Here is a 25,435-nt window from a genome sequence, read left to right on the forward strand (position 1 = left end):
TCCGGCTCGCTCGCAGGGCCGAGGTCCTGAACGGCGGCGGACGGCGAGATGCGCAATGGGCGAAAAGCAAAAAGCCCCCGCCGAAGGCGAGGGCCTGGATGGGACTGCGTCAACCCGGAGAACCGCAGTCCCGCCCCGGAGCCCGCCGGAAACCGGCGGGGCGGACGGCGGCCCCTCTAGGGACCGTTCGTGTCGGCCGTGGGGCCGAAAGTCGACGAGGCGGCGGCCCCTGCTCAAGCAGCGAGCCGCCGCGCGGCAAGCGCTAGCAGGCTCAGAGCTCAAGCAGCGAGCGACCGCGTCGCGAGCGATAGCGGACTTAGATGTACCGCCGCAGGCTGCGGGCCAGGTCGGACGAGGCGTCCTTGCCGGCGCTCTTGCGGACCTGGGGCTGGTAGGCGACGCGGGCGTGCTCGACGCAGTAGACGCCTTCCGAGGCGCGGCGGCCGCAGAAGCTGAACTCGCTGGTCGAGGGGTCGCCGATCGGCCATTTGCACATGTGGGCGCCCAGCGTCAGCACGGTGGCGGTGCCGGCCAGTTCGGGCGCGGGAGCCGGAGCGGGCGTCTGGGGCGCGGCGGCGACGGGGCGCGGCGCGGCGGCCTCGATGCGGCGCGGCGCCGAGGGGGCCTGCGTCGGCGCGGCCGGGGCGGCGGCGCGCGGACGAGCTGGGCGGAAGGTGGTGCGCGCGGGCTGCGACGGGGCGGCCCGGCCCGACAGGCCCAGGCGGTGCACCTTGCCGATCACGGCGTTGCGGGTCACGCCGCCGCCCAGGGCCTTGGCGATCTGGCTCGCTGACTGGCCTTCCAGCCACAGCTTCTTCAGCGCGCCGACGCGGTCTTCGGTCCAGCCTGGGTTCATGTCGCCCTCCTGCGGAGTCGGATTCAACATCTTGTGCCGGAGTCCGAATTTCGGCCCCTCATCACGCCTCTAATCGTAAATCACCTCTTAAAACACGCAATATGTGGGAATTCACCTGTCCACAGAAACTATATCTAGTATGGTTAATGTCTCGATTTGACTCAATTTCTTGGTCGTCATCCACAGGCCCCACGCCTTGCGAAACCGGCTTGGCTGTCGCATCTGAGGCCGCATGACGCACCTGACCGCCGGTTCCGACGCCTCTTCCGCCCCTCACGGCCTGCCCCAGCCCCGTCGCTATGACGGGATCAACTGGGTGGGCCTGCGCACCCTCTACCTGAAGGAGCTCCGCCGCTTCTGGAAGGTGGGCGCCCAGACGGTGGCGGCGCCGGTGGTGACGACCCTGCTCTACATGATGGTCTTCGTGGTGGCGCTGAAGGGGGCGCGGCCGCCGCTGCACGGCACGCCCTTCGCCGAGTTCGTGGCGCCGGGCCTGATCATGATGGCCATCCTTCAGAACGCCTTCGCCAACGCCTCCTCCAGCCTGATCCAGGCCAAGATCATGGGCACGGCGACCGATTTCCTGACCGCGCCGCTCAGCCCGCTGGAGCTGACGATCGGCTTCACCCTGGGCGCGGCGACGCGCGGGGTGGCGGTCGGCCTGGTGACGGCGATCTGCGTCATGCCCTTCGCCAGGCTGGGTCTGGCCAACATCGCCCTGATCGTCTGGTTCGGCCTGATCGCCTCCCTGCTGATGGGCATGGTCGGGGTGCTGGCGGGCCTGTGGTCCGAGAAGTTCGATCATCTGTCGGCGGTGCAGAACTTCGTGGTCATGCCGATGACCTTCCTGTCGGGCACCTTCTATCTGATCGACAGCCTGCCCGAGCCCTTCGCCAGCATCAGCAAGTTCAACCCCTTCTTTTATCTGATCGACGGTTTCCGGGCGGGCTTCATCGGCCACGCCGAGGGCAGTCTGGCGATCGGCGTGGTCATGAGCGCCGTGCTGACCGTGGTCCTGGGCGCCGCCTGCTGGCTGGTCTTCCGTTCGGGCTGGCGGCTGAAGAGCTGACGTTTTAATCAAGGCGTCGAGCGCGGGGCGAGGGGCCTTCGCGAAAGGGGCCTCGCCATGTCGTTTCGTCTTCGTCTGAATGCCGTCGCCAGCGGCGTCTGCCTGGCCGCCGTCTGCCTGACGGCCGCGCCGTCGCTCGCTCAGAACCGCGCCGCCGATCTGCGCGAACAGGTCGGCGCCTACGTCAAGCCGTCCAACGCCGAGCGTCTGGAGGTGCTGCTGGGCCAGCTTCGGGCCGAGGGCTTCGCCCCGACGGTCGAGACCTTCGAAGGCGGCGGCCGCGCCGGTCCGATGCAGGGCTCAAACGTCGTCGTCACCCTCGGCGAGGGCGAGAAGGAAATCTTGCTCACCGCCCACTATGACGCGGTGAAACTGCGCGACGGAACGATGGCGGACGGGCTAGTCGACAACGCCGGCTCTGTCGTCGCCCTGATCGAGGCGGCCAAGATCCTGCGCGAGGCGCCGCTGTCGCACCGCGTCCGCATCATCTTCTTCGACCAGGAAGAGCTGGGCCTGATCGGCGCCAAGAAGTGGATCGAGGCGCACGGGATCGCCGATGTCGCGGCCGTGGTGAACTCGGACGTCGCCGCCTATGGCGACACCATGATGTACGGCCAGAACAACGGGGCGCAGTCGGCCTTCGTCACCCGCGCGGTGCAGGAGCTGTGCGCCGAGCGCGCCCAGCAATGCGTCGGCTTCCCCGAATATCCGCCGTCGGACGACCGCGCCTTCTCGGCCGCCGGCGCGCCGGTCGTCTCCCTGGGCTTCCAGGACGAGGTCGGGGCCCATCAGATGTGGCTGGCCTTCAACGGCGGCGAGACCAACGGCCTGGCCGAGGGCTTCGTCCCGCAGGTCTTCCGCCTCATCCATTCCAAGGACGACGCGATCGAGGCGGTCGAGGGCCACACGATCGACTTGGCGGGCCGGACCTATGCGGCCCTGATCGTGAAGCTGGACGCGCAACTGCGCTGAATTCGCGCCCCGCGTGGTGTTGACTAAGCCGGAATAGCGCCCGACAAGTTCGTCGCCCTTTTCCAAAGCGGTCCCGTCGCAGACGCGCCGGGACCGTCTCGCTTTATGGAGTCTGCCAAGTGTCCGGTCATCTGATGGGTGTCTACAATCGCGCGCCGCTGGAAGTGGAGCGCGGCCAGGGCGTCCGCCTGTGGTCCACGGACGGCACGGAGTACCTGGACTGCGTCTCGGGCATCTCGACCAACGCCCTGGGCCACGCCCACCCCAAGCTGGTGCAGGCGGTCAAGGATCAGGCCGAGAAGCTGTGGCACGTCTCCAACATCTTCCGGATTCCGGGGCAGGACGCCCTGGCCGATGATCTGTGCGCCAAGTCCTTCGCCGACGTCGTCTTCTTCACCAACTCGGGCACCGAGGCCGTTGAATGCGCCCTGAAGACGGCGCGCAAATTCCACGTCGCCAACGGCCAGCCTGAGCGGATCGACATCTACGGCTTCGACGGCTCGTTCCACGGCCGCACCTATGGCGCCATCAACGCCGCCGCCAACCCCAGCTACACCGAGGGCTTCGGGCCCAAGATGGAGGGCTTCCATCAGCTGAAGTGGGGCGACAAGGACGCCCTGACGGCGGCGTTCGAGAATCCGACCACGGCGGCGATCATCCTGGAGCCGGTCCAGGGCGAGGGAGGCTGCCGCGCCACGCCGGACGCCGATCTGCGCTGGATGCGCGAGATGGCCGACAAGTACGGCGTCCTGATCATCTTCGACGAGGTTCAGTGCGGCATGGGTCGCACCGGCAAGCTGTGGGCCCACGAGTGGGCGGGTATGACGCCGGACATCATGGCCGTCGCCAAGGCCCTGGGCGGCGGCTTCCCCGTCGGCGCCTGCCTGGCCACGGCGGAAGCGGCCAAGGGCATGACGGTCGGCGTCCACGGCTCGACCTTCGGCGGCAACCCGCTGGCCATGGCGGTCGGCAAGGCCGCCTTCGCCGAGGTGTCGTCCGACGCCATCCTGAACAACGTCAACGAAGTCGCCGGCTATCTGAAGCAGCAACTTCATGGTCTGCAGGAGCGCTTCCCCGACGTGATCGTCGAGGTGCGCGGCAAGGGTCTTCTGCTGGGCGTCAAACTGGTTCCGAACAACCGCGAGTTCATGGGCTGGGCCCGCGACGAGGCCAGGCTGCTGGTCGCCGGCGGCGGCGACAACCTGGTCCGCATCCTGCCGCCGCTGAACATCACGCTCGAAGAGGCCCGCGAGGCCGTCGAGAAATTCGAGAAGGCCTGCGAGTTCGCTCGCGCCAAGGTCGCGGGCTGACGCTGTGTCTCCCTCCCCTTCATGGGGAGGGTGGGCGAGCCCGTCAGGGCGAGGCCGGGTGGGGACGCTTTCTTCTACCTCCAGACTTCCGCAGGGCCGCCCCCACCCGGTCCCTGCGGGACCACCCTCCCCATGAAGGGGAGGGAGAAGGCTTGGTCATGGTTCGTCACTTCCTCGACATCCACCGCCTGGACGCCGCCGATCTGCGCGCCATCCTGGACGACGCCCACGCCCGCAAACGCGCCCGAAAAGGCTGGCCCCAGGGCCGCGCCGACGCCGACGCGCCGGGCAAGGACCGCGTCCTGGCCATGATCTTCGAGAAGAACTCGACCCGCACCCGCTTCAGCTTCGACGCGGCGATCCGCCAGCTGGGCGGCGCCTCCATCATCGCCACCGCCTCGGACATGCAACTGGGCCGGGGCGAGCCGGTCGAGGACACGGCCCGCGTCCTGTCGCGCATGGTCGACGCCGTGATGATCCGCGCCAACGACCATGAGGACGTCGAGCGCTTCGCACGCGTCTCCACGGTGCCGGTGGTCAACGGCCTGACCGACCGTAGCCACCCGTGCCAGATCCTGGCCGACCTGATGACCATCGAGGAGCATCGCGGCCCGATCGAGGGCAAGACGATCGCCTGGATCGGCGACGGCAACAACGTCTGCCACAGCTTCATGCACGCCGCGCCCAAGTTCGGCTTCCACCTGCACGTCGCCTGTCCGGCGGAATACCATCCCGACCTGCGCGATCTGGAAAAGGGCGGCGCTCACGTCCACCTGACCAGCGACCCGCGCGAGGCGGTCAAGGGCGCCGACGTCGTCGTCACCGACACCTGGGTCTCCATGGGCGACCAGGACTATGAGGCCCGCTTGGCGGCCTTCGAGCCCTACAGCGTCGATGAGGCTCTGATGGCCGAGGCGGCCGAGGACGCCGTCTTCCTCCACTGCCTGCCCGCTCACCGCGGCGAGGAGGTGACGGACGCCGTCATCGACGGCCCGCAGTCGCTGATCTGGGACGAGGCCGAGAACCGCCTGCACGCCCAGAAGGCGGTCCTGGCCTGGTGCTTCGGGGCGTTCTAAGTCGCCCTGACGCGCTTCGCGCTGCTTGAGGGCGAGTGAGGCGCAGGCCTCGCCGCCTAGAAGGGCGCGGCGCCCGGCAGCGGCCGCCCGCTGACTTCGGCGAGCAGGTGGATCAGCAGGAAGAAGACCAGGGCGGCGGCCAGCAACATGATGAAACGCCAGGGCATCATCCGCGGGCCGCGCGTGATGTCTGTCGGTCGCGACCCGCGCCATCCGGCGAAGACGACGACCGCCACGGAGGCGACCAGCAGGATCAGGGTGAGCACAGCGTCCATGAAGGCGCCAGTTGGGACATCGGCGGGCGCGTTGCAAGCGCCTGGACCCCGGCTTTCGCCAGCGTGGCCGTATTTCTTGATGCGGGGTTAATCTAAACGCGGCATTAACCATGTTGGGCGCATCAGCGCCCGGTCGGCTGCCGTCGGCGCCTCGCCGCGAGGCGCCACATCTAGCGGTTAACGACACGTTTACACGCTTTATCTGGAAGGATACCGTTCGCGCCATGGGTCGGGAGGCGAATCAGTGACCGCAGCGGCGCCGTGGAGCGTGAAGGGCATCGATCCGAAGGCGCGCGAGATCGCCAAGGATCTGGCGCGACGCTCGGGCATGACCCTGGGCGAGTGGCTGAACTCCATGATCATGGATGAGCCGGACGAGGACGACGGCGTCGCCACCCTGCCGCGCCGGTCGCCCATTCCCGATCCCTATGACCGCCGCAGCCGCTCGCGCCGTCTGGACGACGTCTATGGCGAGGATGGACGCGGGCGCGAGGGGCCGGGGCACCATGAGAATCTGCGGCGCCATGAGAACCTGGGCAGAATGGGCGCCTCGCTTGAGGTGATCGCCGAGCGTCTGGAGGCGGCCGAGCGCCGCTCGACCCTGGCCATCCAGGGCATCGATCAGGCCGTGGCCGGCCTGGTGCGTCGTCTGGAGACGCAGGACGAGGCCGAGGCGGCCAAGGCCCGCCGGATCGACGACATCGCCGAGGAGCTGCGCGAGGGCCACCGCCGCCTGCGCCGTCTGGAGCAGGACGCCGGGACCGAGGCGCGTGAAGGGCTGGACAAGCTGGACGCGGCCCTGACCGCCGTCTCCACCCGCCTTTACGAGATGGACGAGCGTCAGCGCGCCGGCGTCAGCGAACTGCGCGACCGTATCGAAGCCGTTGAAAAGGCGGCCGGGCCGGGCGCCGGAACGAACCTGCTGTCGCAGGTCGGGGTGCGTCTGGACGACGCCCAGTCGCGCACCTCCGAGGCGCTGAAGGGCCTGGAGCGGTCGTTCGCGGCCCTGGATCTGCGGATGCGCGACGCGGAACGCCGCATCGAGCCGGACCATGCGCGCGAAGCCTCGCGCTTCGAGAAACTGGCCGAGAGCCTGACGCGGCAGGTGGAATCCAGCCGCACCGAGATGATCCGCCGCCTCGACGCGGTCGAGACCGAGGGACGCGTCGACCGCATCGAGCGCGCCTTGGCCGCCATCGGCGATCAGGCCCGCGCCGCCGAGCAGCGCTCGGCCTCCGCCGTCGAAGGCATGGGCCGCGAGATCATGCGCATCGCCCGCAACCTCAACGGTCGGCTGGAGACGGTCGAAGCCGGCGGCGCCGGTCCGTCCGACGCCCGCGTCGCCGCGCTGGAGCAGAAGCTGGAGCGCGATCTGGCGCGTCACGCCGAAGCCGTGGATCAGCGTCTGACCCAGGCCGACGACCAGCACGCCCTGGCGCTGGAGCGGCTGGGCGGCGAGATCGCCCGCATCTCGGACCGCCTGAGCGAACGCATCGCCCAGTCCGAGCGTCGCTCGGCCCAGGCACTGGACGACATCGGCCGCCGCCTGTCGGAAAGCACCGACAAGATGCACCAGCGCCACGAGCGCGCCTCGGGCGATCTGGCCGAACGGATGCGCCAGAGCGAGGAGCGCACGGCGCGCCTGCTGGCCGACGCGCGCGACAGCATGGAGCAGCGCGCCGATCGCGACGTCCGTCGCGCCCCGCCGCTGGAAAGCCCTGACCCCGCGCCCTGGACTCCGGCGGAAACCGCCGGGGGCGACTGGCGGGCGACGGCCTTCGCCGATCCGATCGACGACTGGAGCGCCGAGCCCCTGACGGGCGCCGTCGCTGCGCCGGGACAGCCGTTCGCCTCGGGCGCCGGGAGCGTCTTCGGCGATCCGCTGGACGCCGAACTGCTGGACGCCGGGCCGACGACGGCGCCCTTCGGCCGGATCGCGGACGACGCCTGGCCGCACGCCGCTCCGGCGGCTGCGTCCTCGGCCGATGACGATCTGTTCGGCGGCGCCGACGTCAGCGACATCCTGAACGCCGCAGCCGATCTGGACGCCGAGCGCCCGCTCGAACTGGACCGCGTCGGCGACGACGACGGCTTCTCGGCCGATCTGGATTTCGTCTCTCCGCACGCCTCGGCGCAGGAGCCGACCGCGAGCTCGACGCGCGACGTGCTGGAGGCCGCCCGCGCGGCCATGACGCCGGAAGAGGATGCGGCCCCGCGTCAGGCCTTCGGCCTGGCCAAGCGCGGCGGCAAGTCCAAGCTTCAGGAGCGGCTGGACAAGCAGGCCGGCCGTCAGAGCTCGACCATGCGCACCGCCCTGGGGGCCATGGCGGTGGCGGCTCTGGGCGTGGTCGGCGGCTACGCCACCTTGCAGGTCGTGGGCGGTTCGGGTCTGAGCCTGCCGGGCGGCTTCGCCCTGGCGCCGACCCCGACGACCGGCGCGGCGCCGGCCGAGACGGCGACGCCGATCGCCGCCCTGGCGCTGGACGCCTCCCCGACCGACGCCGTGCCGTCGCCCGACGCGGCGGCGACCGAGGGCGCAGGCCTGTTCGCCCGCGCCGTGCAGATGCTGGATAACGGCGACGACGGCGGCCTGGAGCCCCTGACCCGCGCCGCCAACCTGGGCTACGCCCCGGCGCAGCTGCGTCTGGCCAGCCTGTATCAGGACGGCGCCGCAGGTCTGACGGCGGACGAGGCCGAGGCCCGCGCCTGGGCCCGTCGCGCGGCCGAGGCGGGCGACGCCAAGGCCATGCATTTCTACGCCATGCAGCTGTATGACGGCGTCGGCGGCGCGCGGAACCGCGCCGACGCCCTGGCCTGGCTGACCAAGGCCGCCGGCGCCGGCCGCGTCGACAGCCAGTACAACGTCGCCCAGCTGCTGGAGAAGGGCGACGAGGGCGTGGCCCCCAATCGGGTCGAGGCGTTCAAGTGGTACATGATCGCGGCGCGTCGCGGCGACCAGCAGGCGCTGGCCTCGGTTCAGCGCATGACGTCGGGCCTGTCTGTCGTCGACCGCCGCAAGGCGCGTGAGGCGGCCGACGCCTTCACCGTCGAGCCCGTCGCCTGATCGGCGACGCCCGCGTGCAACCGGGGGTGGCGGTTCGCCGCAGGGGCGGCTAAGACCGAAGGCCTAGTCGCCTTTCCGGCGCTGATTGCCTGTCCTTCCAGCCGAAGGCGCGTGCCGTGGATATTTACCTGCCGATCGCCGAAGTCTCGGTGAACTGGCCGCTCCTGGTCATGCTGGGAGCGCTGGTTGGATTCGTGTCGGGTCTGTTCGGCATCGGCGGCGGATTCCTGATGGCGCCGGTGCTGGTTTTCCTGGGCATCCCTCCGACGGTGGCGGTGGCCAGCCAGGCCAGCCACGTCGTCGCCTCCTCGACCTCGGGCGTCATCCGCTATTCCGGCATGAAGGCGGTCGACTACCGCATCGGCGGCATCATGGCGGTGGGCGGCGCCCTGGGCGCGCTCGTGGGCGTCGAGCTGTTCCGCTACCTGCGCCTGTTGGGTCAGGCCGATCTGGTGGTAGCCCTGTCCTATCTGCTGTTCCTCGGCTCGATCGGCTGCATGATGCTGTACGAGAGCCTGACGCAGATCCTGCATCGTGTCCGGGGCGAGACCCCGCCGCGCAAGGAGCGCCGTCGCCCCATGTGGCTGTACGGCCTGCCGTTCAGGATGCGTTTTCCGCGCTCGGGCCTCTACATCAGCGCCATTCCGCCGTTCGGCCTGGGCGTGTTCGCAGGCATCCTGTCGGCCATCATGGGGGTGGGCGGCGGCTTCATCCTGGTGCCGGCCATGCTCTATGTCCTGCGGATGAAGGCCAGCGTGGTGGTCGGCACCAGCCTGTTCCAGATCATCATCACCACCGCCATCACCACCGTCCTTCAGGCCGGGCGCAACCAGACGGTGGACATCGTCCTGTCGACCATCCTGCTGCTGGGCGGAGTGGTCGGGGCGCAGTACGGCGCGCGCCTGTCGGGGCGTTTCCGGGCCGAAGAGATGCGCGCGGCCCTGGGGTTGATCGTGTTGCTGGTCGGCATCCAGATGGGGCTGGAGCTTTTCGTGCGGCCCAGTGATCTGTTCCTGCTGGCGCCGGGGGTGGCGGACTGATGTTCCAGGTCCTGCCGCCAGAACCGCCGCCCCAGGCTGCGGCCCCCGAGATCATCATCGAGCGCTCGGCCGCCACGAACGAGGAGGTGCGGGTCGCCGCCGCCCTGACCGACGCGCGGGTCGATGTGGATTCCGGCTTCCGGGGGGCGTCCATCGTCCTCTACGGCGCCGTGTTCAACCCGACCGACACGCCCGCTGACGTGGTGGTGGTGGTGCGCGGTCCCGACGCCCCGGTGCGCCTGGTCAAGAAGACGCGCAACATGGGGGTCTGGCTGAACAGCCGCCCGGTGCTGTTCGAGGGCGCGCCGGGCTTCTACATGACCGCCTCGACGCGGCCGCTGAGCGACATCGCCGACTTCGGCCAGCTGCGCCGCCTGGGCGTGGGCGTCGATCACCTGCGTATCGACGCGCCGGAAGAGGCGCGCACCGTCACCCGCTACGGCGTGCGCGACGTGGTCGTCAGCCGTCTGGGCGAGGACTATCTGGACTGGCGCCGCGCCGTCATCCGGCTGAAGGAGGCGGCGGCCCTCTACGACACCGATCCCAAGGGGGTGGAGTTCGTCGACCGGGGCCTGTTCCGCGCCGAGGTCAAGCTGCCCGCCGTGGCTCCGACGGGGAAGTATTACGCCGAGGTCTGGCTTTTCCAGGAGGGGGCGCCGGTGTCGGTGTCCAACCTGACCCTGACCGTCGAGAAGGTGGGGCTGGAGCGCGACATCTATGAGTTCGCCCACAACCGCCCGTGGAGCTACGGCGTGCTCTGCGTGATCCTGGCGGCGATGACCGGCTATGCGGCGTCGCGGGTGTTCCGGAGTCGTTAGTGTCGCTATCGCTCGCCGCGCGGCGGCTCGCTGCTTGAGCGACGCATCTCCCTTCCCCTCGCAAGGGAGGGCTTTGAGAGCGGCAACAAAAAAGGGCGGCCCGCGAAGGCCGCCCTTTCCGTTCAGTCTGTGGCTGCGCCTCAGGCCGCCTTCTTCTCCGGCGCGAAGCGGCCGTAGAAGGTTTCGTTCTTGGCGGCCATGTCGCGCAGAAGCTGCGGAACCTTGAAGCGGTCGCCGTATTTGGCGGCCAGTTCGTCGGCCTTGGCCACGAAAGCCTTCAGGCCAGTCTGGTCCATGAAGGTGATGGGGCCGCCGGTCCAGGGCGCGAAGCCCCAGCCCAGGATGGCGCCCAGGTCGCCCTCGCGCGGGTCGTCGATGACGCCCTCTTCCCAGCAACGGGCCACTTCCACCGCCTGGCGGTACAGCAGGCGGGTTTTCAGTTCATCGACGGCGGCCAGGGCCTCGGGGCTTTCGCCGAAGGCCTCGCCCTTGGTGGTCGGGGCCAGGTCGTAGAGGCCCGGCCAGATGACCTTGGGCTTCTGGTCATAGTCGTAGAAGCCCTTGCCGTTCTTGCGGCCGTAGCGGCCCTGCTCGACCATGGTGGCGACGATCTGCTCGCCCTCGTTGGCGACGTACTTGTCGCCCAGATCCTCGCGGGTCTGTTTGGCGATCTTGTACGACAGGTCAAGCGCCACGTCGTCGTGCATCTCCAGCGGGCCGCGCGGCATGCCGGTCATGCGGCCGACGTTGTCGATCAGCACGGGCGAATAGCCCTCTTCCAGCATGGCCATGCCTTCCATCAGGAAGGTGGAGAAGCAGCGCGAGGTGTAGAAGCCGCGGCTGTCGTTGACGACGATCGGCGTCTTCCTGATCTTCAGGACATAGTCCAGCGCCTTGGCCAGGGCCGCGTCGCCGGTCTTCTCGCCCATGATGATCTCGACCAGCATCATCTTGTCGACGGGCGAGAAGAAGTGGATGCCGATGAAGTCTTCCGGCCGCACGCTGGCCTCGGCCAGACCCGAGATGGGCAGGGTCGAGGTGTTGGAGCCGAACACGGCGCCCTCAGCCAGTTGGGCCTCGGCGCGCTTGGTGACGTCGGCCTTGATCTCGCGGTTCTCGAACACGGCCTCGATGACCAGGTCCGACCCCTTGATCAGGTCATAGTCCGTCGTCGCCGTGACCAGGGCCAGGGTGGCATCATACTTCTCCTGCGTCATCTGACCGCGCGACAGGCGCTTCTTCAGCAGTTCCTCGACGTGGGCCTTGCCCTTGTCGGCGGCGTCCTGCGTCTGGTCGATCAGCACGGTCTCGATGCCGGCCATGACCTGAACATAGGCGATGCCCGCGCCCATCATGCCGGCGCCCAGGACGCTGACCTTCTTCGGATCGGACTTGGGCACGGCCGCCGGACGTACGGCGCCCTTGTCCAACTCCTGCTTGGACAGGAACAGGCTGCGGATCATGGCCTGAGCCTGCGGCGTCATCAGGGTCTTGATGAAGTAGCGCGTCTCGATGCGCAGGCCCGCCTCGATCGGCACCTGCACGCCTTCATAGACGGCCTTCATCATGTTCAGCACGGCGGGATAGTTGCCGTAGGACTGCTTGCGCAGGATGGCGTTGCCCATGATGAAGACCTGGGCGCCCGCCGGGTGGTAGGGGCCGCCGCCGGGGATCTTGAACTTGGGATCGTCCCAGGGCTGGACGGCCTTGCCGCCCCCCTTGATCCAGACCTTGGCGGCCTCGACCGACTGGCCCTTTTCGACGACCTCGTGGACGACGCCGGCCCCCTTGGCGTCGTTCGGACGCCAGGACTTGCCCTCGGCCATCTGCATCAGAGCGTTCTGCACCCCGATCAGGCGCGTCAGGCGCTGGGTGCCGCCGCCGCCGGGGAAGAGGCCGACCTTGATCTCGGGCAGGCCCAGCTGGATCTTCGGGTCGTTCTCGACGACGCGATAGTGGCAGGCCAGGGTGAACTCCAGCCCGCCGCCCAGCGCCAGGCCGTTGATGGCCGCCGCCACCGGCTTGCCGGAGGTCTCCAGCGCGCGGAAGGCGCCGTTCAGCGCCCAGCCGGTGTCGAACGCCTTCTGCAGGTCGCCGCCGCCGGCCAGCATCCCTGCGGCCATGTCGCCCAGGTCTGCGCCGGCGCAGAAGCCGGTCGTCTTGCCCGAGGTGAGGACCACGCCCTTGATGGCGTCGTCGGTCTTGATCTTCTCGACCAGGGCCGGGATCTCGGCGATGACGGCCGAGGTCAGGGTGTTCATCGAACGGCCCGGCACGTCGAAGGTGACGAGCGCGACGCCGTCGGCGTCGATGTCGATCTTGAAGTTTTCCATCGTCATATGCTCCCGGATCAGACGCGTTCGATGACGGTGGCGGTGCCCATGCCGCCGCCGATGCACAGGGTGGCCAGGGCCGTCGACTTGTCCGAGCGCTCCAGCTCGTCCAGCACCGTGCCCAGGATCATGGCGCCGGTGGCGCCCAGCGGGTGGCCCATGGCGATGGCGCCGCCGCAGACGTTGATCTTGTCGTGCGGGATGTCGAGCGCCTGCATGTAGCGCAGCACCACGGCCGCGAAGGCCTCGTTCAGTTCATACAGGTCGATGTCGCCGGGCTGCATGCCCAGCTTGCCCAGCAGCTTGCGGGTCACGGGCTCGGGGCCCGTCAGCATGATCGACGGCTCAGAACCGATCGAGGCGCCGCCCAGGATCTTCGCGCGCGGCTTCAGGCCCAGGGCCTCGCCCATCTCCTTGGAGCCGACCAGCACGCCCGCCGCGCCGTCGACGATGCCGGACGAGTTGCCGGGGGTGTGGACGTGGTTGACGCTGGCGACCTCGGGGTAGCGCTGGCCGATCACGGCGTCGAAACCCATGCCGCCCATCATGACGAAGGAGGGGTTCAGCCCGCCCAGGATCTGCATGTCCGTGTTCGGACGAATGGTCTCGTCGTGGTCCAGCTGGGTCAGGCCGAGCTGGTTCTTGACCGCGATCACCGACTTGTCGAAGCGGCGCTCGGCCCAGGAGCGGGCGGCGCGCTTGTGGCTTTCGACGGAATAGGCGTCCACGTCGTCGCGGCTGAAGCCGTATTTGGTGGCGATCATGTCGGCCGAGACGCCCTGGGGCACGAAATAGGTCGGGAAGGCCGAGGACGGGTCGGTCGGCCAGGCGCCGCCGTCCGAGCCCATCGGCACGCGGCTCATGGCTTCCACGCCGCCGCCGACGGCCATGCCCGCCTCGCCCGACTTCACCTTGGCGGCCGCCACGTTCACGGCTTCCAGGCCCGAGGCGCAGAAGCGGTTGATCTGAAAGCCCGCGGTCGCCTGGTCCCAACCCGCCGCCAGGACGGCGGTGCGGGCGATGTCGGCGCCCTGCTCGCCGACCGGCGAGACGCAGCCCAGGATCACGTCGTCGACCTTGGTGGTGTCCAGGCCGTTCCGATCGCGCAGCGCCTCCAGCACCTGGCTGGCCAGGCTCAGCGCCGTGATCTCGTGCAGGCTGCCGTCCTTCTTGCCCTTGCCGCGCGGGGTGCGCACGGCGTCGTAGATGTAGGCGTCGGCCATGAGGCGTCTCTCTCTTGTTGTGTCCCTATCGTTCGCTGCGCGGCAGCGAACTGCATGAGGGACGGGTTCTTGGTGTCCCTGTCGCTCGGCGCGCGGCGCCTCGCTGCATGAGGGACGGTTGGCGTCTTGGTTGGGAGGCGGTGGGCGGACGGATCCGATCATCGCGTCTGGAATTGAAACTCAGGCCGTTAGAAAGCCGACGTTTACGTCAACGTCAAGTAACAAGGCGCGTGAGGTCGCCGGATGTGAAAAGGGCGGGCCGTTGTGCGCGGCCCGCCCCGTCTTCTCAGTCTCAGCGGCGCGCCAGCCGCACCAGCTTGCCGTTCTCCTCGTCCGTCACGACCCAGACGGCGCCGTCAGGCCCGACCGCCACGTCGCGGATGCGTTCGCCCAGCCCAGTCAGCAGGCGCTCCTCGCCGACCACGCGGCCGTCCTGCAGCACCAGACGAACTAAGTGCTTGCCGCCCAGGCCGCCGATTAGGGCGTTCCCCTTCCAACCGGGGAACATGGCGCCCTCATAGAAGACCATGCCGCCCGGCGCGATCACCGGGTCCCAGTAGTAGACGGGCTGGACCGTCCCTTCCCGGGTCGTCGTCGCGTCGGGAATGGCGTCGCCGCTGTATTCGATGCCGTAGGCCGCGCCGGGCCAGCCGAAATTGGCGCCTGCCTTCTCCAGGTTCAGCTCGTCGCCGCCGCGCGTGCCGTGTTCGATGCTCCAGATCGCGCCGGTTTCCGGCTGGACGGCGATGCCCTGCGGGTTGCGATGGCCGTAGGACCAGATCTCGGGCAGGGCGCCTTCGCGGCCGACGAAGGGGTTGTCGGACGGGACCGAGCCGTCGGCGTTGATGCGGATGACCTTGCCGTGGTGCGAGGCCAGGCTCTGGGCTGTCGGCCGCATCGGCTTGTCGGAGCGCTCGCCGACGGTGACGTACAGCTTGCCGTCCGGGCCGAAGACCAGGGAGGAGCCGAAATGCTTGTCCCCGTCATAGGTGTCCTTGACCTGGAAGACGACCTGCACGTTCTCGACTCGGCTCAGGTCGTCCGACAGGCGGCCGCGCGCCACAGCCGTGCCGTTGCCGCCGTTCCGCGGCTGGGCGTACGACCAGTAGATCGTCCGGTCCTCGGCGAAGGTCGGGCTCAGGATCACGTCCAGCAGGCCGCCCTGGCCGCGCGCCGCTACGGCGGGCAGGCCGCTGATCGGGGCGCCGATCTGGCCCTGCGCGCTGACGACGCGCATACGGCCGGGACGTTCGGTCACCAGCCATTGGCCGTCCGGCAGCAGGGCCAGGCCCCAGGGATGCTCCAGCCCTTCCGCCACGACGGCGTGCTGCATGGCGACGGCGGTGCTGACCGAGGGCGCGCGGGTCTGGCCTTCGGCGGCCGGCTTCTGGTCGGGATTGTTCGGCGGACGGGTTTCGACCGGGGCGCCCGTGGCGGCGGGCGCTTGTCCCTCGTCCTGTCCATTGGCTCCGCAGGCGGCGAGAACCAGGGCGGCGGCGGAAACGGCGAAGAGGGCGGGACGCATGGCGGCTCCTGAACAGCGTGGCGTGGAAGGGGGCAGGATGCAGCCACATCGCGCTTTACGCGAGCCGAAAGGCGCCGCGACCGATGGTCCCGCACGAAATCCCTGTCGAAGCGGCTTGAACCGGACGAAAGGCGGCGATATACGCACCCCTCTCGCGCCCAAGGGTCCTTCAAGGACTCGCGCGAAACTCCCGTGCGGGGTTGGGTAGCTCAGATGGTTAGAGCGGTGGATTCATAACCCACAGGTCGGCGGTTCGATCCCGCCTCCAACCACCACGGATTTTCTCGGAGATCTTCAGAAGACCGCCCGCGCCTCATCCCTGAGGGATGCGCGAGGCGCCGCCGGTGATCTTGCAGACGTAGTCGGTCTGCGGACGGCCGGTCTGGAGGCCGGTGGGCGAGAGGATGCCGCCGCGGTCGCGGCACTCGGCGTCCAGCTGGTCCATTTCCTGCTGATAGGTCGGCAGGGGGCGGCCCGAGGCGCAGGCGGCGAGCGCCAGCGGGGCGACGATGACGGCGGCGAGGAACAGGGGGGCGCGCATGATGGTCTCCTTCAGCCGGTGAAACGAGCCGTGAGACGGAATGATCCCTCTGAACCCGCCTCGGAGCAAGGCCAAGCTATAGGCGTCCGGATCAGCCGGCCAGCACGGTCAGGTGTTCCAGCAGGATCTTCAGGCCCAGGGCGATCAGGGCGACGCCGCCGATCAGTTCGACGATCTTGCCCAGGCGCACGCCCACGGCCTTGCCCACCAGCAGGCCCAGCGTCGCCAGGGCGAAGGTGGTGAAGCCGATACAGGCGGCGATCAACCAGATGTTGGCCTCCAGCAGGGCCAGGCCGACCCCGACCGCGCCCGCGTCGATCGACGTTCCCACGGCGGTGGCGACCAGGGCCACAAGGCCGCGCGACGCCGGCTTGGCGTCCTCCTCCGCCTCATCCCGCTGCAGCGCTTCCCAGATCATCTTCAGGCCTACGGCGCCCAGCAGGCCGAAGGCGATCCAGTGGTCGATGGCCTGGACGAAGTCGGCGGCGGCCACGCCCAGGGCGAAGCCGATCAGGGGGGTGATCGCCTCGATCACGCCGAACACCAGGCCTGAACGCAGGGCCTGGGGCACGGTGGGGCGATGCTGCGCCCCGCGCCCGATGGCGGCGGCGAAGGCGTCGGCGGACATGCTGACGGACAGGATGGCGATGGCGACGGGGGACATCATGGGGAAAACGCACTCAGCCGGACGCATGACAGCACGCTCCATCCACGGGCCGGCCCCGTCGATGCAGCATGCTGGTCTCGCTAGGCGGAGGTGATCCGCTGGCCGCGCCATGCCCGCAGGCAAGTGTGTTGACGCGACCCCGGCTGGGATATGCCGGAAGCTACTCCCCAACGGCCGCCCCTCTAACGCCTCGTTCCGAGTCTATCAACCCGCACATGGCCAAAGGCGACAAGACGCCCCATCTGTGCTAGACGCCGCCGCTTCATCCTTCGCCGCAGGACATCCGCCCTTGAGCATTTCGCTCGATCTCACGCGCGCCAGCGCCCCCATTCAGGGCATGGCGAAGACGCCCGTCAACCTCAGCGGTCTGACGCGCGACGAACTGCGCCAGGCCCTGATCGACGCCGGAATCTGCCCGCCGGAGAAGGCCCGGATGCGCGCCTCCCAGGCGTGGCGCTGGATTCACCACTACGGCGTGACTGACTTCGCCCTGATGAGCGACGTGGCCAAGGACACCCGCGCCAAGCTGGCCGAGGCCTTCACCCTGGCCCGCCCCGAGATCGTCGAGCGCCAGGTGTCCAAGGACGGCACCCGCAAATGGCTGATCCGCACGGCGCCGGGCATCGAGATCGAGACCGTCTACATTCCCGACGTGGGCCGGGCCGGCGCCCTATGCGTCTCGTCCCAGGTCGGCTGCACCCTGAACTGCACCTTCTGCCACACCGGTACGCAGAAGCTGGTCCGCAACCTGACGACGGCCGAGATCGTGGCCCAGGTCCAGGTGGCCCGCGATGATCTGGACGAGTGGCCCTCGCCCAAGGAAGACCGCCGCCTGTCCAACATCGTCTTCATGGGCATGGGCGAGCCGCTCTACAATCTGGACCACGTCGCCAACGCCATCGACATCATCTCCGACAACGAAGGCATCGCCCTGTCGCGTCGCCGCATCACCGTGTCGACCTCGGGCGTCGTGCCGCAGCTGAACGCCCTGGGCGAGCGCACGGCGGCCATGCTGGCCATCAGCCTGCACGCCACCAACGATCCCCTGCGCGACCGACTGGTGCCGCTGAACAAGAAGTATCCGCTGGACCAGCTGATGGCCGCCATCCGCGCCTATCCCGGCCTGTCCAACGCGCGCCGGGTGACGTTCGAATACGTCATGCTGAAGGGCGTCAACGACAGTCCGGCCGAGGCGCGCGCCCTGATCAAGCTGATCGAGGGCATTCCGTCCAAGGTCAACCTGATCCCGTTCAACCCCTGGCCCGGCACGGATTATCAGTGCTCGGACTGGAAGACGATCGAGACCTTCGCCGCCATCCTGAACAAGGCCGGTTACGCCAGCCCCATCCGCACCCCGCGCGGCCGAGACATCCTGGCCGCCTGCGGTCAGCTGAAGTCCGAGAGCGAGAAGCTGAGGGCCTCGGCGCGCCTGAAGGCCGAGCGCGAAGAAGCCGACGCGGCTTAAAGCGGCTTTCGCATCATTTCGCGATAGGTCAGGCCTCCGATCGCTCCGGCGAGCGGTAATGCGACTGCGAACATCATGCCCGTCAGCCCGAGTGCATGGCTCAGAAGACTCGCGCCGCCCAGTGTGGCCAGCAATCCTCCGGCTAAGGCCGCCGGCCAGGCGCGGTCGAGCTTCAGACGAGTCAGCGCCCATGCCGAAGGCGCGCCCAGCACAGCCGCTCCCACAAGGAAGCAAGGCAGGGCCAGCATCAGGGAGATGGGGACGATAAAGGCGGCAAATGCGGCTGATCCTTCGCCTGTGATGAAGGTGTTGATGATCGCCAGCGCCAACCACTGCAGGGCGACCGTCAGGGCGCCGAAGATAGATGTGGCCAGAACAGCGAATACCCATCGCGTGAAAACGGCGGCCGTCATGAGGCGACCTCTTCCAGATCCTCGATGCGGGCGGCCATCGTTTCCGGCGTTCGCACGTTCCAGGCCAGGCTCAGCCGCTCCAGAAGCTGGATGAAGCGGAAGCCCCAGTCGCTCTGGCCGGGGTAGAGGCCGATGCGGGCCGAGCCGGGGAAGGCGTGGTGATTGTTATGCCAGGCCTCGCCCATGGTCGGGATGGCGGCCCAGGGCACGTCGTAAGCCTGAACGCCTGCTTCATGCACCAGCCAGGTCTGCGGGCCGCGTCGATGGGCTAGATGGCCGACGAACCAGTGGCCGATTACGCTGACCGACACCCGCGCGCATACGCCCCAGACCACGAAGCCCCAGCCGCCGATCAGCCACAGCACGGCCGCGACCGGCGCCTGTTGCAGCATCCAGGTGCGTTCCAGAAAACGATAGAAGGGATCGCGCCCTATGCGCCCCAGATCGAAGACGGGCGGTCGATCCAATTCCAGGCGGCAATGCATCTGCCAGACGGCGTCGACCGCCATCGGGCGGCGGTGGGCCAGGTAGTCGTGGCACGCCGCCTGACGCTGGGCCCAGTCGCGAAGGTCGTGGGTGCGGATCATCCAGAACGGCCCGCTCATGCCCACCAGGGTCCCGAACCACACCAGGGTCTGCTCCAGCCACAGCGGACAGTCGAAGCTGCCGTGGATCAGGCGGCGATGGAACCCCACGGAGTGTCCCAACAGCAGGGTGCTCCCCGTCGCGAGGACGAAAATCGCCAGGGCGCCGAGGCTGAAGGTCGCCGCGCCGAAGCCAAGCGTCGTCGCCAGCATGGCGCCGTTCCACAGTGAATGAAGCGGGTCCCATCGCACCTTGCCCGCGACAGCGTCGCAGCCGGGCGTCTCGATCAGGCTGTTCACGGCGGAGGGATCCGGCTCGGTCATGGCGACGCCTCACATAGATGATTAAGAAGTAACTTAACTACTAAATCGATGGAGCTGGCAAGCTCTTAGCAAATCGCTTAAATACCTTCTCATGCAGCGCGTGTTCGAAGCCCTCTCCAGCCCGGTCCGGCGCAAGATTCTGGCCTATCTGACCCATGCCGAAATGACGGCGGGTGAGATCGCGGCCAAGTTCGAGATCTCCAAGCCTGCGGTCTCCCAGCATCTGTCGGTGCTGGAGACGGCTGGCCTGGTGCAGAGCGAGAAGCGCGGTCAGTTCGTGCACTACAGCCTGGTGCGCGATCACCTGGCCAACACCCTGAACAGCTATGTGCAGGAGGTTTGTCCCGTCTCCAGGCCGCTGAAGCAGGACAGCGCCGAGGTCGCCCGTGCGCGCCGTGACGCGGAAACATAGGCCCGCCGACCGTCCGGTCGGACGCTTTGTCCGCCGACTGTGGCGCGGGCGCCCTAGCGGAAGCGCCGAGCTTTCGGGCAAGGGTGTTTTGGTTTCGTTCCCCTTCAGGCTGGGAGGCTAGGGTTCGTCGTCATGGAGACCTCGTCGTTGCCGGGCGTTCTGTCGACTCCTGAACTCCAGGCGTTCGCGACGGGCTTTCCGATCCTGATGCTGCACCTGGCGGTGACGTTCGGCCTGCTGGCGGCGGGGGCGGCGGTCTACGCCCTGCTGACGCCGTGGCGCGAGATCGCCCTGATCCGCCAGGGGAATCCGGCCGCCGCCGTGGCCTTCGCCGGGGTGCTGGTCGGCCTGGCCATTCCGCTGGCGGTGTCCCTGTCGGTGTCGACCTCGATCCGCGACATCGCCATCTGGGGCGTGGCGACGGTGGTGCTGCAACTGCTGGCCTTCCGCGTCGTCGACTTCCTGCTGCACGGCCTGCCGCAACGCATAGAGAAGGGCGAGACCTCCGCCGCCGTGGTCCTGGCCGGGGCCAAGCTGTCGACCGCCCTGATCCTGGCGGCCGCCCTGACGGGTTGAGGGGGCGGCCTTGCGCTTTCCCCACCTTCCCGACTGGACCATCTACGCCGCCGTCATCGGCGTGATCCTGATCGCCTCCCTGAACCGGGGCGAGCGCGCCGATGCGCCGCACGACCTGCCTGAAGATGAAACGGCGGGGCCTCTGCTGGGCCCCATCACGCCCTTCGATCCGTCCGTCACGGTCGACACCTCGGACGAGCATGAGCCGGTGTCGGGCACCGCCTTCTCCATCGCCGGGGACGGCCGCTGGATCACCGCACGCCATGTGGTCGAGGGCTGCCGCAAGCCCGCCCTGGTGATCGACAAGACCCGCGCCCTGGCCGCCGACGTGCGCCTGGCCGCGCGGGCGGACGTGGCCCTGTTGCTGACCGATGGCGGGCCGCCCGCCCTGCCGATCGCGCCCCAGGCGCCGCTCTACAAGGGCCAGCGCGCCTTCCACCCCGGCTTCCCTCAGGGCCAGCCGGGCGAGGTGGCCTCGCGCCTGATCGGCCGCGAGACGCTGAAGATTCGCGGCCACCGCTCCTATGACGAGCCGGTGCTGGCCTGGGCCGAGGCCGGACGCACGCGAGGGCTGAAGGGCACGCTGTCGGGCCTGTCGGGCGCGCCTGTGCTGGACCGTCGCGGGCGGGTGCTGGGCGTGACCATCGCCGAGTCGCCTCGGCGCGGCCGCATCTACACCACGGCGCCCGACACGTTCGTGCCCACGGTCGGCGCCCAGCAGCGCGCCGATGAAGCCGCCCTGGGCCAGGCCGTGACGACCCAGAACTACGGCGCCGTCTCCGACCGCCTGCGTCAGGATCTGCGCGTCGCCCAGGTGGTCTGCCTGACGACGTGATCCAGGCGACCAGACCGGCGTGGCCGGAACGAGAAACGCCTCCCCATGCGATGGGGAGGCGTTCTGGTTTTTACTTCAGCGAGGCGCTGTCCAGGTTCAGTTCGGTCAGCGGGATGACCTCGACGTCGGGGTATTTCGCCCGCAGGCCGTCGATGAACTTCGAGGCGTCGCCGACCACGACCAGGCTGGCCCGGTCGGTCGGCAGATGCTCGGCGAAGGCCGCTTCGACCTGCTGCGGCGTGACCGCGCGGACGCGCCCGGCGTAGTCGGCCAGATCGCTCATCGGCAGGTCGTAGAGGGCCAGGTTGGCGACCAGGCCGCCCAGGCCGTCGACCGTCTCCAGCGAGCGGCCGAAGGCGCCGATCAGGGTGGCGCGGCGCGGAGCCAGTTCGGTCTCGGTGGCCGGGGCGTCGCCCAGCTTGCCGATCTCGGCCAGCATCAGCTCGACCACCTCGGTCGCCGACTCGTTCTTGGTCTGGGTCGAGGCGGTGAAGACGCCCGTTTCGGCCCGCGCGCCCAGCGACGATCCGGCGCCGTAGGACAGGCCCTTCTCGATGCGGATCTTCTGGTTCAGCCGCGAGGAATAGCCGCCGCCCAGCAGGGTGTTGCCGACCGTCAGCGGGAAGAAGTCGGCGTCGGTGCGGCTGACGCCGCGGATGGCGGCGACGACCGCCGCCTGACCGGCGCCCGGCTGATCGATGACGACGACGCGCGGCGCCAGGGCCTGGCCCGCCTTGTCGATAGCGGTCGGGGCGGGGCCGGCGTCGCGCCAGTCGCCGAAGGCTTCATCCGCCAGCGCGCGGGCCTCGGCCGGGGTCACGTCGCCCGAGAAGACCAGGGTCGCCTGCGACGGGCGGAAGCGGTCGGAGTGGAACACCGCCACATCGTCGCGCGTCAGGGCGGGGATGCTGTTCACCGTGCCCGAGCCCGGCGCGCCATAGGGAGCGTCGCCGTAGATCACGCGGCCCACCGACTGGGAGGCGATGGAGCCGGGCTGGCTGAGGGCGACGCGCAGACCGTCCAGGGTCTGGGACTGCTGACGCTCCAGCTCTTCGGCGGCGAAGGCCGGATTGCGCACCAGGTCGGCCATCAGGGTCAGGGTCCGGCCGAACACGTCCTTGGGCGCATTGGCGTAGACATTGGTGAAGTCGGCGCCCGCGCCTGCGCCGATGCTGGCGCCCAGCTGTTCGATGGCGGTGGCGATATCCGGGGCCGCCTTGGTCGTCGTGCCCTGGGTCAGCAGGGCGGCGGTCATGGAGGCGACGCCCGGCTTGCCTGCCGGATCATGGGCCGAACCGGCGTTGAAGTTCAGCCGCGCCGAAACCAGCGGCAGGCCCTGCGTCGGGGCGACCAGGACGCGCAGGCCGTTGTCCAGACGGAAGTCGGCGATGGCCGGGGTGGCGGGCGACACCTCAGGCCCCGGCTGGGGCAGTCGGGCGCGCTCGGCTTCCGGCAGCAGGACGGCGACCGGACCGGCCGGGGCCAGGGACGCGACCGTGACGGGGGCGTCGACGTTCTTCTTCTGCTCGCTGGGCGCATTGGCGTCGTCGGCGGGCAGGTAGTTGATGGTGATCTGGCGCTCCGGCGTCAGATAGCGGCGGGCCACGCGCTGCACGTCGGCGGCGGTGACGGCCTGAATCTCGGCGATCTCGCGGTCGGCGGCGGTCGCGTCGCCGGTCATGATCAGGGCCATGCCCAGGGTGGTGGCGCGGTCGTCGATGCTTTCACGCCCGCGCAGGGCGTCGGCGACCAACTCGTTCTTGGCCTCGGCCAGTTCGGCGGCGGTGACGGGCTCGTCGCGCAGGCGCGCGATCTCGGCCTCCAGCGCGGCCTTGCCGGTCTCGACCGTCTCGCCGCCCGCCATGATGGCGTAGGCGGCCAGATTGCCCGCCTGCTGGGCGAAGTCGGGGTTGGAGCCGGCCGAGGCGGCGATCTGCTTGTCATAGACCAGCGAACGGTACAGGCGGCTGCTCTCGCCGGTTGACAGGATGCCGTCCAGCACCGTCAAGGCCGCGCGGTCGGCGTCCTTGTAGGCCACGGTGTTCCAGGCCAGGGCGACGGCGGGCAGGGGCACGTTCGGCGCATAGTAGGTGGCGGTGCGCGGGCCGGTCGGCTCGGGCTCCTTCACATCATTGGCGGGCATGGGCGTCGACGGACGCTTCAGCGGGGCGAAATATTCGTCGACCCAGCCGTCCAGCTGCGCCTGATCGAAATTGCCCGCCACGATCAGCATGGCGTTGTCCGGCCGGTAGTAGGTGGCGTGGAAACGCAGCACGTCGTCCAGGGTCGCGGCGTCCAGCTCCTCGATCGAGCCGATGCCGGGGCGGCGATAGGGATGGTCCTGATAGATGGTCTCGGGCGTGAACAGGCCGAACAGACGGCCGTAGGGGCTGGCCAGAATCCGCTGGCGGTATTCCTCCTTCACCACGTCGCGTTCGGAGGCGAAATTGGCCTCGTCGACGACCAGCGAGCCCATGCGGTCCGCCTCGGCGAACAGGATGCGCTGCAGGTGGTTGGCCGGTACGACCTCGTAATAGGCGGTCACGTCGTCGGCGGTGAAGGCGTTGTTGAAGCCGCCGACGTCCTCGGTCAGACGGTCGAACGTCTCGGACGGCATGTTCTTCGTCGCCTTGAACAGCAGGTGTTCGAACAGGTGGGCGAAGCCCGAACGGCCCGCCGGATCGTCCTTCGACCCCACGCGATACCAGACCTGCACCGTGACGTTGGAGGTCGAGGCGTCGCGCGCCGTATAGACTTCCATGCCGTTGGCCAGCACCCGCTTGGTGAAGCCCAGCGGCGGCACTTCGACCCCGCCCTGGACGGCGGTTGCAGAAGCGGGCGGGGCCTTGGCCCAGGCAGGGGCGGCGGCGGGCAGGCCGACCAGCAGCGCCGAGGCGCAGGCGGTCAGGATCAGGCGATTCTTCATGAGGGGCGGCTTTCCAACGCCCGCAGTCGAAGAAACGGGCGTCGAAAGCCTAGCAGGGCGAAGAGCCGCCGCGCACCTTACGGAGATGTAATGAAGCCGACCCTCTATTCACCGCTCATCCCCGCGGAGGCGGGGACCCAGTGCTTTGGTTTCAAGCGAGGCGGCCTAGATTCTGGCGCTTGATCCGCGCTCGGCGTGCGTGGCTCTTACTGGGTCCCCGCCTCCGCGGGGATGAACGGAATTCGGAGGTTACCGCCCGAACACCTCGACGCCGACGCCGCCGTCGGTCGCCAGCCAGGCGCGCTTCATGCCCTGGCTGTTGTAGGGCTGGGCGATGTTGCCTTCGCGATCCAAGGCGATCAGGCCGCCGTCGCCGCCCAGGGCGCCGATGCGGTCGATGGTCGCCTGGGACGCTTCGGCCAGCGTCTGACCGGCGGCGACGCCGAAGGCCGTGCGCGCGGCGGCGGCGATGCGGATGAAATACTCGCCCTGGCCGGTGCAGGAGACGGCGGCGTGCTCGTCGGCCCAGGTTCCGGCGGCGGGGATGGGGGTGTCGCCGACGCGGCCCGGCATCTTGCCGAACACGCCCGCCGTCGAGGTCGCGGCGGCCAGACGGCCCTGGCTGTCCAGCACGCAGCAGCCGACGGTGCCGTGGCTCAGGCCGCTGGGCGGATGATTGTCCTCGCCCTTGCCGGCGCGGGTGTACCAGGCCTCGGGATCTTCGACGCGCGCCAGACCCTGTTCGGCGGCGAAGCGGGCGGCGCCGTTCCCGGCCAGCATGACGTGGGGGGTGCGATCCATCACCGCGCGGGCGGCGACGACCGGGTTGCGGAAGCCCTGCAGGGCGGCGACGGCCCCGGCCTTGCCGGTGAAGCCGTCCATGAGGCTGGCGTCCAGCTCATAGTCGCCCGCCAGATTGGGCGAGGCGCCGCGACCGGCGACATAGAGGCCGGAATCCTCCAGCATGACGACCGCCTCGACGGCTGCGTCCAGGGCCGAGGCCCCGGCGTCCAGCCGCGCCTTCATCGCCTCGACGACCTCGCGCATGTGCACGACCTCGGCGTCGTAGTTGCGCTCGCGCCGGGCGCCGGCGCCGCCGTGAAGGATGAGGGCGGGTTTCGCCATGATCGT

Annotated in this window: 22 protein-coding genes, 1 tRNA gene and 1 riboswitch; of the genes, 12 read left to right on the top strand and 11 right to left on the bottom strand. The window is 69.1% G+C overall.

Annotated features, from left to right (window positions below):
* Positions 1-316: 316 nt before the first annotated feature.
* Complete coding sequence (gcrA, locus tag ACWIDZ_RS07955) at positions 317-856, bottom strand: cell cycle sigma 70 cofactor GcrA (RefSeq protein ID WP_343830185.1); 540 nt, start codon at positions 854-856, stop codon at positions 317-319.
* Between the two features lie 232 nt (positions 857-1,088).
* Between gcrA and ACWIDZ_RS07960 the strand changes: the two genes are divergently transcribed.
* The 4 genes from ACWIDZ_RS07960 (at position 1,089) to argF (ending at position 5,283) form a co-directional block, all read left to right on the top strand.
* On the top strand, positions 1,089-1,925 hold the full coding sequence (locus ACWIDZ_RS07960) for an ABC transporter permease (protein ID WP_453988011.1): 837 nt from the start codon (positions 1,089-1,091) through the stop codon (positions 1,923-1,925).
* Between the two features lie 57 nt (positions 1,926-1,982).
* The gene (locus tag ACWIDZ_RS07965) at positions 1,983-2,897 is read left to right on the top strand and encodes a M20/M25/M40 family metallo-hydrolase (protein ID WP_453988010.1); all 915 of its coding nucleotides are present in this window, start codon (positions 1,983-1,985) and stop codon (positions 2,895-2,897) included.
* Positions 2,898-3,031: 134 nt separating this feature from the next.
* Entirely contained in the window at positions 3,032-4,207 is a 1,176-nt protein-coding gene (locus ACWIDZ_RS07970) for an acetylornithine transaminase (RefSeq protein ID WP_453988282.1), read from the top strand.
* A 158-nt stretch (positions 4,208-4,365) separates the two neighbouring features.
* On the top strand, positions 4,366-5,283 hold the full coding sequence (gene argF, locus ACWIDZ_RS07975; RefSeq protein ID WP_453988009.1) for an ornithine carbamoyltransferase: 918 nt from the start codon (positions 4,366-4,368) through the stop codon (positions 5,281-5,283).
* Positions 5,284-5,339: 56 nt separating this feature from the next.
* Here argF and ACWIDZ_RS07980 read toward each other — a convergent pair whose 3' ends face one another.
* Positions 5,340-5,558, bottom strand: a complete 219-nt coding sequence (locus tag ACWIDZ_RS07980) for a hypothetical protein (RefSeq protein WP_291781099.1) — start codon at positions 5,556-5,558, stop codon at positions 5,340-5,342.
* Between the two features lie 244 nt (positions 5,559-5,802).
* Here ACWIDZ_RS07980 and ACWIDZ_RS07985 point away from each other — a divergent pair, with 244 nt between their 5' ends.
* From ACWIDZ_RS07985 to ACWIDZ_RS07995, 3 genes are all read left to right on the top strand, one after another.
* Positions 5,803-8,622 (top strand): SEL1-like repeat protein, encoded by a 2,820-nt coding sequence (locus tag ACWIDZ_RS07985; RefSeq protein ID WP_453988006.1) that lies wholly within the window; start codon positions 5,803-5,805, stop codon positions 8,620-8,622.
* A gap of 116 nt (positions 8,623-8,738) precedes the next feature.
* Positions 8,739-9,662, top strand: a complete 924-nt coding sequence (locus ACWIDZ_RS07990) for a sulfite exporter TauE/SafE family protein (RefSeq protein ID WP_312218899.1) — start codon at positions 8,739-8,741, stop codon at positions 9,660-9,662.
* On the top strand, positions 9,662-10,480 hold the full coding sequence (locus ACWIDZ_RS07995; protein ID WP_291781110.1) for a TIGR02186 family protein: 819 nt from the start codon (positions 9,662-9,664) through the stop codon (positions 10,478-10,480). Before ACWIDZ_RS07990 ends, ACWIDZ_RS07995 begins: the two co-directional genes overlap by 1 nt.
* A gap of 140 nt (positions 10,481-10,620) precedes the next feature.
* On the opposite strand, the gene ACWIDZ_RS08000 is transcribed toward ACWIDZ_RS07995, so the two are convergent.
* The 3 genes from ACWIDZ_RS08000 to ACWIDZ_RS08010 form a co-directional block, all read right to left on the bottom strand.
* On the bottom strand, positions 10,621-12,813 hold the full coding sequence (locus ACWIDZ_RS08000) for a 3-hydroxyacyl-CoA dehydrogenase NAD-binding domain-containing protein (protein ID WP_453988281.1): 2,193 nt from the start codon (positions 12,811-12,813) through the stop codon (positions 10,621-10,623).
* A gap of 17 nt (positions 12,814-12,830) precedes the next feature.
* Positions 12,831-14,036 (bottom strand): acetyl-CoA C-acetyltransferase, encoded by a 1,206-nt coding sequence (locus tag ACWIDZ_RS08005; RefSeq protein ID WP_453988004.1) that lies wholly within the window; start codon positions 14,034-14,036, stop codon positions 12,831-12,833.
* Positions 14,037-14,328: 292 nt separating this feature from the next.
* On the bottom strand, positions 14,329-15,561 hold the full coding sequence (locus tag ACWIDZ_RS08010) for a PQQ-dependent sugar dehydrogenase (protein ID WP_453988002.1): 1,233 nt from the start codon (positions 15,559-15,561) through the stop codon (positions 14,329-14,331).
* 198 nt (positions 15,562-15,759) lie between these two features.
* Here ACWIDZ_RS08010 and ACWIDZ_RS08015 point away from each other — a divergent pair.
* Positions 15,760-15,836 (top strand) — tRNA-Met (locus ACWIDZ_RS08015).
* Between the two features lie 38 nt (positions 15,837-15,874).
* Here ACWIDZ_RS08015 and ACWIDZ_RS08020 read toward each other — a convergent pair.
* Both ACWIDZ_RS08020 and ACWIDZ_RS08025 read right to left on the bottom strand, forming a co-directional pair.
* Entirely contained in the window at positions 15,875-16,102 is a 228-nt protein-coding gene (locus ACWIDZ_RS08020; protein ID WP_453988000.1) for a hypothetical protein, read from the bottom strand.
* A 91-nt stretch (positions 16,103-16,193) separates the two neighbouring features.
* Positions 16,194-16,769 (bottom strand): manganese efflux pump MntP, encoded by a 576-nt coding sequence (locus ACWIDZ_RS08025; protein ID WP_453987998.1) that lies wholly within the window; start codon positions 16,767-16,769, stop codon positions 16,194-16,196.
* A 6-nt stretch (positions 16,770-16,775) separates the two neighbouring features.
* A riboswitch (yybP-ykoY riboswitch) is annotated at positions 16,776-16,940 on the bottom strand.
* 118 nt (positions 16,941-17,058) lie between these two features.
* Here ACWIDZ_RS08025 and rlmN point away from each other — a divergent pair.
* Entirely contained in the window at positions 17,059-18,234 is a 1,176-nt protein-coding gene (gene rlmN, locus ACWIDZ_RS08030) for a 23S rRNA (adenine(2503)-C(2))-methyltransferase RlmN (RefSeq protein ID WP_453987996.1), read from the top strand.
* Here the strand turns inward: rlmN and ACWIDZ_RS08035 are convergent.
* On the bottom strand, positions 18,231-18,647 hold the full coding sequence (locus tag ACWIDZ_RS08035) for a hypothetical protein (protein WP_291781127.1): 417 nt from the start codon (positions 18,645-18,647) through the stop codon (positions 18,231-18,233). The two genes, rlmN and ACWIDZ_RS08035, sit on opposite strands and share 4 nt — an antisense overlap.
* Positions 18,644-19,555: an acyl-CoA desaturase gene (locus tag ACWIDZ_RS08040; protein WP_453987994.1), complete on the bottom strand. Its 912-nt coding sequence runs from the start codon at positions 19,553-19,555 to the stop codon at positions 18,644-18,646. The genes ACWIDZ_RS08035 and ACWIDZ_RS08040 overlap by 4 nt, the downstream gene beginning before the upstream one ends.
* 91 nt (positions 19,556-19,646) lie before the next feature.
* Between ACWIDZ_RS08040 and ACWIDZ_RS08045 the strand changes: the two genes are divergently transcribed.
* From ACWIDZ_RS08045 to ACWIDZ_RS08055, 3 genes are all read left to right on the top strand, one after another.
* A complete protein-coding gene (locus tag ACWIDZ_RS08045; RefSeq protein ID WP_291781135.1) occupies positions 19,647-19,967 on the top strand; it encodes a metalloregulator ArsR/SmtB family transcription factor in 321 nt (106 codons plus the stop codon).
* Positions 19,968-20,099: 132 nt separating this feature from the next.
* On the top strand, positions 20,100-20,543 hold the full coding sequence (locus ACWIDZ_RS08050) for a DUF350 domain-containing protein (protein ID WP_286951707.1): 444 nt from the start codon (positions 20,100-20,102) through the stop codon (positions 20,541-20,543).
* A gap of 10 nt (positions 20,544-20,553) precedes the next feature.
* Positions 20,554-21,378, top strand: a complete 825-nt coding sequence (locus ACWIDZ_RS08055) for a S1 family peptidase (protein WP_291781144.1) — start codon at positions 20,554-20,556, stop codon at positions 21,376-21,378.
* A gap of 70 nt (positions 21,379-21,448) precedes the next feature.
* Here ACWIDZ_RS08055 and ACWIDZ_RS08060 read toward each other — a convergent pair whose 3' ends face one another.
* Together ACWIDZ_RS08060 and ACWIDZ_RS08065 are read right to left on the bottom strand one after the other, a co-directional pair.
* Positions 21,449-24,304 (bottom strand): M16 family metallopeptidase, encoded by a 2,856-nt coding sequence (locus tag ACWIDZ_RS08060; RefSeq protein WP_453987991.1) that lies wholly within the window; start codon positions 24,302-24,304, stop codon positions 21,449-21,451.
* A 249-nt stretch (positions 24,305-24,553) separates the two neighbouring features.
* Positions 24,554-25,429 carry an isoaspartyl peptidase/L-asparaginase family protein gene (locus tag ACWIDZ_RS08065; protein WP_453987989.1) on the bottom strand — a complete coding sequence of 292 codons (876 nt, stop codon included), beginning with the start codon at positions 25,427-25,429 and terminating at the stop codon, positions 24,554-24,556.
* Positions 25,430-25,435 lie beyond the last annotated feature (6 nt).

Source organism: Brevundimonas sp. NPDC055311, from assembly GCF_053645695.1.